Below are 11104 nucleotides of genomic sequence, written 5' to 3' on the forward strand. Positions count from 1 at the left end.
GGCCAGCACGGCCCGACGCAGAAGTAGTCGACCGGCTCGGCGACGGCGTGGGCGGCCTGGTCGGCGTCGTGGGCGGAGCGGCCGAGCAGCGTGTCCGGGCCGACGATGTCGCGGGCGGTGTCCAGCGGCAGGTCCCGCTGGCCCAGGTGCAGCACGTCGGCGCCGGCGGCGCGGGCCAGATCGGCGCGGTCGTTGACCGCCAGCAGGGCGCCGTGCCGGCGGGCGGCGTCGGCCAGGACCTCGAGGGCGGCCAGCTCGTCGAGGGCCTCCAGCGGACCGAACTGGCGTTCCCCGGCGGAGCCCTTATCCCGCAGCTGGATGATGTCCACCCCGCCGGCCAGCGCCGCGTCGGCGAACTCGGCCAGGTCGCCGCGTTCCCGGCGGGCATCGGTGCACAGGTACAGCCGGGCGGCCTGGAGCCGGTCTACGCGTGGATGCACACCGCGACGCTAGCCGCTAGCGTGGAGAGCTGACACGGGAGTCCCGGGAGCGGGGCTGAGAGTGGGCCCACCAGACCGGCCCTTACCGTCACACCTGATCCGGGTCATGCCGGCGAAGGGAGCGAAGGATGCCACAGACCACACTCGGGTCGCTGGCTGTCATCGGCGGCGGGGTCATCGGGCTGTCGGTGGCGCGCCGCGCCGCGCAGGCCGGCTGGTCGGTGCGGGTGCACCGCGGCGGCGAGCCCGGCGCCTCCTGGGTCGCCGGCGGCATGCTGGCCCCGCACAGCGAGGGCTGGCCCGGTGAGGAGCGGGCGCTGCAGCTGGGGTTGGCCTCGCTGCGGCTGTGGCACGAGTCGTTTCTGGACGGGCTGCCCGCCTCGGCGGTGACCGCCCGGGAGTCGCTGGTGGTGGCGGTGGACGCCGCCGACGTCGCCGACCTGCGCACCGTCGCCGACTGGCTGTCCGCGCAGGGCCACCCGGTGGTCTGGGAATCCGCCGCCCGCGACGTGGAACCCCTGCTGGCCCAAGGCATTCGGCACGGGTTCCGGGCGGTGACCGAGCTGGCGGTGGACAACCGGGCGGTGGTCGTCGCGCTGGCGGAGGCGTGCGAGCGGCTCGGGGTGACCTGGGGCGGCCCGGTGTCGGAGCTCGCCGAGGTGGGCGACGCCGACGCGGTGGTGATCGCCAACGGCATTGACGCGCCGGCGCTGTGGCCCGACCTGCCGATCCGGCCGGTCAAAGGCGAGGTGCTGCGGCTGCGCTGGCGGCGGGGCTGTCTGCCGGTGCCGCAGCGGGTGATTCGCGCCCGGGTGCACGGCCGGCAGGTGTATCTGGTACCGCGCGGCGACGGCGTCGTGGTGGGCGCCACCCAATACGAGCACGGCCGCGACACCGCGCCCACCGTGTCGGGGGTGCGCGACCTGCTCGACGACGCGTGCGCGGTGGCGCCCGGGCTCGGCGAATACGAGTTGGCCGAATACGCCGCGGGGCTGCGCCCGATGACACCGGACAACCTGCCGCTGGTGCAGCGGCTGGATGACCGCACCCTGGTGGCCGCCGGGCACGGCCGTAACGGATTCCTGCTGGCCCCGTGGACCGCCGAACAGATTGTGTCCGAACTCCTTCCGGTTGGAGCGCATTCATGAACATTTTCCTCAACGAGGAGCGCGTCCAGGTCGACGAAGCCACCACCGTCGCGGCGCTGCTGGCGTCGCTGGGCTACCCGGACCGGGGTGTCGCGGTGGCGTTGGATCACGCGGTGCTGCCACGGTCCGCGTGGGCGACCGCGCTGTCCGACGGCGCGTGTCTCGAGGTGGTGACGGCGGTGCAAGGTGGCTGAGGAGAAACTGACCATCGCCGGGCGCGACTTCGGCTCCCGGCTCATCATGGGCACCGGGGGAGCGTCGAATCTCGCGGTGCTGCAGGAGGCGCTGCTGGCGTCGGGCACCGAGCTGACCACGGTCGCGATGCGCCGGGTTGACGCCGAGGGTGGCACCGGCATGCTCGACCTGCTGGGCCGGCTGGGCATCACGCCGCTGCCCAACACTGCCGGCTGCCGCAGCGCCGCCGAGGCGGTGCTGACCGCGCAGTTGGCCCGCGAAGCGCTCGGCACCGAATGGGTCAAGCTCGAGGTGATCGCCGACGAGCGCACCCTGCTGCCCGACGCCGTTGAACTCGTCCGGGCCGCCGAGCAATTGGTGGACGACGGGTTCGTGGTGCTGCCCTACACCAACGACGACCCGGTGCTGGCCCGCCGGCTCGAAGACACCGGCTGCGCGGCGGTGATGCCGCTGGGCTCGCCGATCGGCACCGGCCTGGGCATCGCCAACCCGCACAACATCGAGATGATCGTGGAGGCCGCCGGTGTCCCGGTGATCCTGGACGCCGGGATCGGCACCGCCAGCGACGCCGCGTTGGCGATGGAGCTGGGCTGCGACGCGGTGCTGCTGGCCAGCGCGGTGACCCGGGCGGCCGACCCGCCGGCGATGGCCGCCGCGATGGCCGCCGCCGTCACCGCCGGGTATCTGGCGCGCCGCGCCGGACGCATCCCGAAGCGGTTCTGGGCGCAGGCGTCGTCCCCGGCGCGCCGAGGGTGAATATCACGACGCCTCACCGGCGTGTCGCGTCGTCAGATTCCGTCTCGAGCTAACCATGGGCACCATGAGTCGCTATGTGGCGCTGGGTAGTTCGATGGCAGCCGGGCCGGGTATCCGGCCCGGCGCGGCGGGGGCTCCGTTCGGGTCGGGCCGCTCGGCCCGCAACTACCCGCACCTGGTCGCCGAACGGCTCGGCCTCGACCTGGTCGACGTCACGTTTTCCGGTGCCACCACCGCGCACCTGCTCACCGACCGCCAGCGCGGCGCGCGACCGCAGCTCGAAGCGCTTAACGGCTCGGAGCGCCTGGTCACGATCACCATCGGCGGCAACGACGTCGGCTACGTGCCGCTGCTGATGGCCGCCTGCCTGCCGCGGCCCGCCCGGCTGCTGCCGAGGATCGGCGCCCTGCTGGACCGCGACGCCCGGGATCAGGCGCTGGCCGGGGTCGGGGAATCGCTGCGCGCGGTCGGCGCGACCGTGCGCGAGCGGGCACCGCAGGCCCGGGTGCTGTTCGTCGACTACCTGACGCTGCTGCCGCCGGACGGCGCGCCGGCGTCACCGCTGTCGGATACGCATGCCGAGCTGGGCCGCCACGTCGCCGCCCGGCTCGAGGAGCACACCGCCGCGGCCGCGGCCGCCACCGGCTGCGAGATCGTGCCCGCCGGTCGGGCCAGCCGGGAGCACCACGCCTGGTCGGCGCGGCCGTGGACCGTCGGGGCGGCGTGGCCGCTGCCCTGGCGCCCGGCGCCGTTTCACCCCAACGCCGCCGGGATGCGCGCCGTCGCCGACTTGGTGACGGCGCAGGTCGGCGACGCCTGAGCCGGCCGGCGACGCTACCCAGCGTCGTCGGCCGACTCGGCATCGTCGGATCCGCCGACCGTCAGCGCCACCCGCGAACCGTAGGGCACCGCCTGGATCAGGCGCAGCTGCGCGAGCGCCGGGTGCGCGTCGAGCAGCTTGCCGGCGTTGGCCAGCGCCCGCAGCGCCGCGGTCTCCGCGCGAGCGGCTTCCAGCTTCGCCGCCCCCCGCGTCTTCGCGGTGATCAGCTCCATTGCGGCCGACCGGATCTCGGCGGGAACGATGACGTCCTTGAGGTAGACGTCGAGGACGTCGATCCCGGTCCGGGTGCCGGCCGCGCGGGCGGCTGCGGCGATCGGCGCGGCGTCGAGCCGGTTGCCGCGGCGCAGCACGTCCTCGGCGCTCAGGTCGGCGACGACCTCGCGCAGCGCGATCTGGGCGGCCAGGTAGACCGCGGCCACCGGGTCGGCGGCGTTCTCCAGGTAGGCGACCGGATCGCTGACCGCGATCCGCACCGCGACGGTGATCCGCAGCGACACCGCATCGGAGGTCAGCACCTCCTGCGGCGCCAACGCCACCACGCGCTCGCGCACGTCGACGACCTGCACCGACACCGCGCCGAGCAGCCGGTGCCGACCCGGCGCCAGCACCCGCGACAAGGTCCCGTCGCGGTACACCAGCGCGCGCTGGCCGGCGTCGACAATCAGTTGCTTCAGCAGGGACATTGTGCGGTCCTCCTTTCGGGCGGGTCGTGGTTAGGGATACCGCCGCCGGGCACGTCCATCGATGGGGCGTCGCGCCTCTGGACGAGCAGGCGCGGGCCGCAGGACCGATGAACCTGGTCTCCCGGGAGCGGTATCGGATATGAGAAGGAGTCGAACCTCCGAAACCGGCGGTTCTAAAAGAGCAATGCGCAGAAGCCGTGCGGTACCCCGCTTGACCTGCGTCCCCTTCTAGATCCAGGCAGCTAGGTTGCCACCCCAGCAACGTCGGCGCAACGGAATATTCGGGTGGTGACCGGGGCGCATCGGGCAACGGCTAACGTGGGCGCGGTGGGTAACAAGTCGAAGGTAATGCCGGCGCTGCTCGGCCTGGTCGGAGTGACGACGCTGCTGCTCGGCGGCTGTGACCGCGCACCGGAGCGGGCGGAGCAGGCGGATGCGTCCGCGGCGGCCGGGTTCGCCTCCGCGCTGCGCGACAAGGTCACCGCCGACGCCATGATGGCGCACCTGAGCAAGCTGCAAGATATTGCCAACGACAACAACGGCACCCGCGCCGTCGGCACCCCCGGCTATGAGGCCAGCGTGGACTACGTGGCGAACGCGTTGCGGGACAAAGGCTTCGACGTGCAGACCCCCGAGTTCCAGGCCCGGGTGTTCCACGCCGAGAAGGGCACGGTGAACGTCGCCGACCGGACATTGGACGCCCGCGCGTTGCAGTACAGCCTGGGCACCCCGCCGGACGGGGTCAGCGGGCCACTGGTGGCCGCCCCGGCCAAGGACGACAGCCCCGGCTGCAGCGCCGCCGATTACGACGGGCTGCCGGTCAAGGGCGCGGTGGTGCTCGTCGACCGCGGCAAATGCCCGTTCAAGGACAAAGAAGCCGTCGCCGTCGAGCGCGGTGCGGTGGCGATGATCGTCGCCGACAACGTCGACGAGGAGAAGATGGGCGGCACCCTGGGCGAAGACACCGACGTCAAGATCCCGGTGGTGAGCGTGACCAAATCCGAGGGCGCGACGCTGCGTGGCCTGTCCGGAACCGCCACCCTCAAGTTGCAGGCCGAGACCAAAGACGTCAAGGCCCGCAACGTGATCGCGCAAACCAAGACCGGCTCCACCCACGACGTGGTGATGCTGGGTGCGCACCTGGATTCCGTTCCGGAAGGTCCGGGGATCAACGACAACGGCTCCGGTGTGGCGGCGGTGCTGGAAACCGCACTGCAGCTGGGTAATTCGCCCGACGTGCACAACGCGGTGCGGTTCGGGTTCTGGGGCGCGGAGGAACTCGGGCTGATCGGGTCGATGAAATACGTCGAGTCGCTGGACGCCGACGCGCTCAAAGACCTTGCGCTGTACCTGAACTTCGACATGCTGGCCTCACCGAACCCGGGTTACTTCACCTACGACGGGGACCAGTCGCTAGCGCCCGACGAGCGTGGGCATCCGGTGGTGCCGGAAGGCTCGGCCGGGATCGAACGCACCCTGGTCGCCTACCTGAAGTCGGCCGGCAAGACCGCGCAAGACACCTCGTTTGACGGCCGGTCCGACTACGACGGGTTCACCCTGGCCGGTGTGCCGTCGGGGGGATTGTTCTCCGGCGCGGAGGTCAAGAAGTCGCCGGAACAGGCCAAGCTGTGGGGCGGGGAGGCCGATCAGCCGTTCGACCCGAACTACCACCAAAAGGGCGACACGCTGGAGCACATCAACAAAGACGAGCTCGGCATCAACGGCGGCGGCGTGGCCTACGCGGCCGGGCTGTACGCCCAGGATCTCAGCGGCCACAACGGTGTTCCGGTCCGTGACGACCGCACCCGCCACGTCCTCGGTCAGTGATCATGGGCGGGCCGTCAGGAAAGCGCCCAGAAACGGGGTGAGTGGGGTGCGTCTGCTCGACGGGGATGGTCACCCGCTGGTGCGGTTGCTGCGTCCACTGCGGCCGCTGCTGTCGCTGCGCACCATCGTGATCGTCGCGGCGCTGTCGGTGGTGGCCCTGGTCATCACGTTGGGCGCCTGGGTGTGGTTCGGGGTGATCAACGACCAGTACAGTCAGCTGGATCGTCGGCTGGACTCGTTGAGCAGTCTGGGCGATATCAACATGCTGCTCAAAAGCACCCAGGACCCCGCCGATCGGCCCCCGGCCGAGGATAACGTGGTGCGCACCGCGCGCATCGGCGGCACCACCGTCTCGGTGCCCGCCGATATCGTGTTGCCGCAGTTCGACAACGGCTACAACACCACCGCGATCAACGGCGTGCAATACCGGGTCCGGACCTTCACCGCGGGACGGGCCTCCATCGCGGTCGGTGCGCCGGTGACCGAAACCCAGCACCGGATCAACGAGCTGCACCTGCGGGTGCTGGGGATCTGCGGCGGCGTCATCGTCGGCACCGTGGTGGTCGGCTGGGTGATGTGGCTGATCATGATCAACCCGTTCCGGCTGCTGGCCCAGCAGGCCCGCGCCATCAGCGCCCAGTCCAAACCCGACGAGGTCAAGGTGCGCGGGGTCCGCGAAGCCGTGGAGATCGCCGAGGCCGTCGAGGGCATGCTGGCCCGCATCGGCACCGCCCAACAGCGCACCAAGGCCGCCCTGGAGTCCGCCCGCGATTTCGCCGCCGTCGCCTCCCATGAGCTGCGCACCCCGCTGACCGCGATGCGCACCAACCTGGAGGTGCTGTCCACCCTGGACCTGCCCGATGAGCAGCGTCAGGAACTGATCGGCGACGTCATGCGCACCCAAAGCCGGATCGAGGCCACGCTGATGGCGCTGGAGCGGCTGGCCCAAGGCGAGCTGACCACCGCCGATGACCACGTCCCGCTGGATATCACCGAATTGCTGGACCGCGCCGCCCACGACGCGATGCGCAGCTACCCCGACCTTCAGGTGTCGCTGATTCCCACCTCGGCGGTGCTGATGCTGGGGCTGCCGACCGGGCTGCGGCTGGTGATCGACAACGCCATCGCCAACGCCGTCAAGCACGGCGGGGCCACCGAAATCGAGCTCAACGCCGTCAGTTCCGCCGACGGGGTGGAGATCACCGTCGACGACAACGGCACCGGCATCCCCGAAAACGAACGCGAAGCGGTGTTCGAACGGTTCTCCCGCGGGTCCACCGCCTCACATTCCGGCTCCGGGCTGGGTCTGGCGCTGGTGGCGCAACAAGCCGAATTACACGGCGGCACCGCGGGGTTGGAGGACAGCCCGCTGGGCGGCACCCGGCTGGTGCTGCGGCTGCCCGGCGCGCGCTGACACCGCATGCGCGTCCGCAGCTAGCGATCTGGTGTCGCGAGCAGTTTGAACAGCATGTTGTTGACGTCCATGAGCGCCTGGACATCGACCGACTCGAGCTGCTCGGTTAGCCGGGCTTTTCGCATGCTGGTGATCAGGCCGGGCGCCGCCTATCCATAGCCGACGTTCACTCCGAAACCGGCATCGGGATCGGAATCAAATATCGGGACGACGATAACGGTTGGTTCGCTTGGGATTTCGTTGTAGACGGTCGAGGAAACTATCAAGACGGTAACGCCGCTGTCGATACGCCAAATCTCGCCCCGGCGTGGGGGGTCGACTCAATGCTTCGCTAGCTCGTCGAGGTTGCGATCGGCCCATGCTTCGCTGAACGCGGCAATCTCAGGATGGGTACGCATCCACCGGTCATGTTCGGCGCACCGCCGTCGCAGGTCCTCGACGTCCAGCTGGTTCTCAATCCACGAGTCGATGGGCAGTCTGTTCAGGCCGGCATAGCGTTTGAAGGCCTGATACGCATTGTCAAAAAGTCGCAACGTAACTAACCGGACCATCGCTCGATGCTAACAACGCCGTCCCCCTGAACGTCCGCAAAACCGGTCCGCGTCTGTGGATCCCTGCGCCGGCCCCTCCTGGCTTCCACGTGTACCCCGCGAGCAGACGCAAAAGCCCCTGTTTCGGCGCGAAATTGCGGGCTTTTGCGTCTGCTCGCGGGTCTTGACCACCGCCGCCCCTTGACGCGCGCCGCGTCGTGAGGACAGAATCCTTCACGATGTAGGAAATGGGGAAGGGGAGACACTTGAACCGCTTGAGCACCGTCCGTGCCTGGCTGTCGTTACCGCAGGCCGAGCCCGCCGAGGACTACGGATTCTTCGGCCCGAATTCGGTGACCTGGAAGGTGTGGAGCTACCCGACGTCGCTGTCCATCGGATTTCAGCGGGCCGTCGTCATCGAGGAGCTCGACCCCGCGCTGGTCGCCTCGGTGGACCACACGCACGCCATCTACGACCGGCCGCGGACCCGCTACGACCGCACGCTGCGATATTTCGCCATGGTCGCGTTCGGGGACAGCCGCTCCACCGCCGAAGCCGCCGACGTGCTGGTCAAGATCCACTCCAAGGCCATCGGCGTGGACCCGGTCACCGGCGCCAGCTACGACGCCAACGACCCGGCGTCGCAGCTGTGGATCCACCTGACCGCCTGGCACTCGATCCTGTACGCCTACGAGAAGTTCGGCCCCGGCCGGCTCTCGGCCGAGGAGGAGGCGCAGTACTGGGCGGACTGCGCGCGGGCGGCCGAGCTGCAGACCTTTGACCCGGCCGACGTGCCCCGCAGCCGGGAGGGCATCCGGGAGTACTTCGAGCAGATGCGGCCACAGTTGGTCGGCTCCGGCATCGCCCACAAGGCGATGCAGCATCTGCTGCGCGCCGAGGTGATGCTGCCGCCGATGCCGCTGCTGTTGCGCCCGGCCACCCGGGTCATCGCCGCGTTTTTGCGTCGCGGCACCCTGGCCACGATGCCGCGGTGGATGCGCGAGCTGGGCGGGGTGGGCACCTCGCGGCTGCTCGACGCGCTGGTGGTGTCGCCGCTGAGCGCGGCGTTCACCGTGATCGGCGCCAGCAAGCGTCTGCAGCTGAGCCTGCTGCGGCTGATCTCGCCGATGACCCTGCCGATCGGCACCCGGGTGGTGTTGGCGATCCCGCCGAAGAACCCGGTCACCATGACGCCGCGGGAAGCCCAGGCCCGCTACGGGTATGCGGTTCCCGCGCAGGCCCACCTCGAGATGCGGGAGCGGCAGAAGAACCGGGTGTTCGGCCAGGGCTGTGCCCCCAGCGACGACGGCCTCATCGAGTCCCAGCCGATCCTGGGCAGCCTGCGATGACACTGCTGGACACCCGGCTCAGCGTCCGTCAACTCATCCATCTCGGCGTGGTCGCCGGGGTGGCCGTCGGGCTGCCGTATCTGGTCGGCGGGCTGGTCTGGGCCGGCACCCACCACCGGCACCTGGACGCGGTCGGTGGTCTGGACAAACTGTTCTCGGTGGTCGGGGAGGTAGTAGCCTGGCCGGTGCTGATCATCGCCAACGTCTACCTGCGCTGAGGTAGCGACGGACGGAGTCACCCTGCCGCCGACCGCGACAACCCACCGCGCCCGCGCCGAACACCTCGGTCCGCAGCGGCGTCGACCGCAGGTGCTCGACACGGCGTTGGACATCGCGGGCACCCACGGGGTGGCGGAGGTCACCATGGCGGCCATCGCCGAGCGGATGGGCGTCACCCGACCGGTCGTGTACGCCTGCTACAACGGGCGCGGGGAAGTGCTGGCCGCCCTGCTGGAACGCGAAGCCGACGTGGCGCTGACCAGCTTGTTCGGCATCCTGCCGCCGGAGAAGACCAGCACCGTTGAGCAGATGTTCGTCGACGGCTTCCGCGGCCTGCTCACCATCTGCCGGGAGCGACCCGCGGCCTGGCGCATCATGTACGCCGCGGACCCCGACCCGGTGATTGTCGCCGCCATCGCCCGAGGCCGGGCCCAGGTCGGCCGCCGGATGGCGGAACTGATGCGTCCGCTGCTGGAACGCCGCGAAGTCGACGACATCGATCGGGTGCTGACAGCGCTCACCGAGGTGTTCCTGTCGATCGGTGAAGCGGCCATCCGCATGGTGCTCGACCCCGAGCAGGGGTGGACCCCCGAGGAGCTGGCCGAGATCGTGGGCCGGGCCGCCTCCCGGGCCTTCCGGGTCGGCTAACGCCGGCGGCCGGGCGTCGAGACTGCGCTCACGGCGCCGAGACTGCGCTGACGGCGTCGAGACTGCGCTCACGGCGCCGAGGACTGCGCTGACGGCGTCGAGACTGCGCTCAGGGCGCCGAGACTGCGCTGACGGCGTCGAGACTGCGCTCAGGGCGCCGAGACTGCGCTGACGGCGTCGAGACTGCGCTCACGGCGCCGAGACTGCGGCCACGCCCTGAATCGGCGCGAAAATACGGCCTCACCGCAGGGTCGTGGCCGTCACCGCAGACTCGCTGCCGTCACCGCAGACTCGGTGCCCTCACCGCAGACTCGCTGCCCTCAGCGCAGGCCCGATGCCGCCGAACCCGCTAGAGGCTTCACCGCGGTCAGGCTGCGCGTCGGGCGCACCCCTGCGGGTGGGGTACGCCCACAACGCCGAGTCATCGCAGAAGGCCGGGAACCAAACCGCGTCGCACGCCGACCACTGTTAGGTAAGCGAAGTCGACGAAGAGGTGTTTGGTGACCGCCCCGATCTGGATGGCCTCGCCGCCGGAAGTGCACTCGACGTTGCTCAGCGCCGGCCCGGGCCCCGGTCCGCTGCTGGCGGCCGCGGGTGCGTGGTCGGCGTTGAGCGCCGACTACGAGGCGACGGCCGACGAACTGACCGCGGCGCTGGCCGGTGTCCAGGCCGGAGCCTGGCAGGGCCCCAGCGCCGAGCAGTATGTGGCCGCGCACGGCCCGTACCTGAGCTGGCTGCTCGATAGCGCGGCCAAAAGCACCGTCGCGGCCACCCAGCATGAGACGGCCGCCGGCGCCTACACCGCCGCCCTGGCCACCATGCCCACGCTGGGCGAACTCGCCGCCAACCACACCATCCACGGGGCGTTGGTGGCCACGAACTTCTTTGGGATGAACACCATCCCGATCGCGCTGAATGAAGCCGACTACGTGCGGATGTGGGTCCAGGCCGCCGAGACGATGGGCACCTACCACGTCATCTCCGGGTCGGCGTTGGCCGCGGTGCCCGCCACCACCCCCGCCCCGCAGATCGTTAACCAGAACAGCCAGGCCTC

At 70.4% G+C, this 11104-nt stretch carries 13 protein-coding genes and 1 riboswitch; of the genes, 10 read left to right on the top strand and 3 right to left on the bottom strand.

Going from position 1 to position 11104, the window contains the following annotated elements:
- The coding region (locus tag BKN37_RS22840) for a thiamine phosphate synthase (RefSeq protein ID WP_071029236.1) at nt 1–440 on the bottom strand (440 nt) is incomplete at its 3' end.
- A gap of 24 nt (nt 441–464) precedes the next feature.
- Nucleotides 465–578, top strand: a riboswitch (TPP riboswitch).
- Between BKN37_RS22840 and thiO the strand changes: the two genes are divergently transcribed.
- The 4 genes from thiO (at nt 569) to BKN37_RS22860 (ending at nt 3359) form a co-directional block, all read left to right on the top strand.
- Entirely contained in the window at nt 569–1588 is a 1020-nt protein-coding gene (gene thiO / locus BKN37_RS22845; RefSeq protein ID WP_071029227.1) for a glycine oxidase ThiO, read from the top strand. Its footprint overlaps the riboswitch before it by 10 nt.
- Entirely contained in the window at nt 1585–1782 is a 198-nt protein-coding gene (gene thiS, locus BKN37_RS22850; RefSeq protein WP_071029228.1) for a sulfur carrier protein ThiS, read from the top strand. Before thiO ends, thiS begins: the two co-directional genes overlap by 4 nt.
- Nucleotides 1775–2539, top strand: coding sequence for a thiazole synthase (thiG, locus tag BKN37_RS22855; protein WP_071029229.1), 765 nt, complete (start codon nt 1775–1777; stop codon nt 2537–2539). The genes thiS and thiG overlap by 8 nt, the downstream gene beginning before the upstream one ends.
- Nucleotides 2540–2603: 64 nt before the next feature.
- Nucleotides 2604–3359, top strand: coding sequence for an SGNH/GDSL hydrolase family protein (locus tag BKN37_RS22860; RefSeq protein ID WP_071029237.1), 756 nt, complete (start codon nt 2604–2606; stop codon nt 3357–3359).
- A gap of 14 nt (nt 3360–3373) precedes the next feature.
- Here the strand turns inward: BKN37_RS22860 and BKN37_RS22865 are convergent, their stop codons facing one another.
- Nucleotides 3374–4063, bottom strand: a complete 690-nt coding sequence (locus BKN37_RS22865) for a slipin family protein (RefSeq protein WP_071029230.1) — start codon at nt 4061–4063, stop codon at nt 3374–3376.
- A 348-nt stretch (nt 4064–4411) separates the two neighbouring features.
- Between BKN37_RS22865 and BKN37_RS22870 the strand changes: the two genes are divergently transcribed.
- Nucleotides 4412–5890 carry a M28 family metallopeptidase gene (locus BKN37_RS22870; protein WP_071029231.1) on the top strand — a complete coding sequence of 493 codons (1479 nt, stop codon included), beginning with the start codon at nt 4412–4414 and terminating at the stop codon, nt 5888–5890.
- Nucleotides 5891–5942: 52 nt separating this feature from the next.
- The gene (locus BKN37_RS22875) at nt 5943–7304 is read left to right on the top strand and encodes a sensor histidine kinase (RefSeq protein WP_278184973.1); all 1362 of its coding nucleotides are present in this window, start codon (nt 5943–5945) and stop codon (nt 7302–7304) included.
- A 320-nt stretch (nt 7305–7624) separates the two neighbouring features.
- Here BKN37_RS22875 and BKN37_RS22885 read toward each other — a convergent pair whose 3' ends face one another.
- Nucleotides 7625–7855 (bottom strand): hypothetical protein, encoded by a 231-nt coding sequence (locus BKN37_RS22885; RefSeq protein ID WP_071029232.1) that lies wholly within the window; start codon nt 7853–7855, stop codon nt 7625–7627.
- Between the two features lie 254 nt (nt 7856–8109).
- Between BKN37_RS22885 and BKN37_RS22890 the strand changes: the two genes are divergently transcribed.
- From BKN37_RS22890 to BKN37_RS22905, 4 genes are all read left to right on the top strand, one after another.
- Nucleotides 8110–9183 (top strand): oxygenase MpaB family protein, encoded by a 1074-nt coding sequence (locus tag BKN37_RS22890; RefSeq protein WP_083341990.1) that lies wholly within the window; start codon nt 8110–8112, stop codon nt 9181–9183.
- Complete coding sequence (locus BKN37_RS22895; protein ID WP_071029234.1) at nt 9180–9401, top strand: hypothetical protein; 222 nt, start codon at nt 9180–9182, stop codon at nt 9399–9401. Before BKN37_RS22890 ends, BKN37_RS22895 begins: the two co-directional genes overlap by 4 nt.
- A 91-nt stretch (nt 9402–9492) precedes the next feature.
- Nucleotides 9493–10050 carry a TetR/AcrR family transcriptional regulator gene (locus BKN37_RS22900; protein ID WP_071029235.1) on the top strand — a complete coding sequence of 186 codons (558 nt, stop codon included), beginning with the start codon at nt 9493–9495 and terminating at the stop codon, nt 10048–10050.
- Between the two features lie 500 nt (nt 10051–10550).
- A partial coding sequence (locus tag BKN37_RS22905) for a PPE family protein (RefSeq protein ID WP_131823676.1) occupies nt 10551–11104 on the top strand: 554 nt, incomplete at its 3' end.

The sequence above is a fragment of the Mycobacterium talmoniae genome (assembly GCF_001854525.1).
GTDB lineage: Bacteria > Actinomycetota > Actinomycetes > Mycobacteriales > Mycobacteriaceae > Mycobacterium > Mycobacterium talmoniae.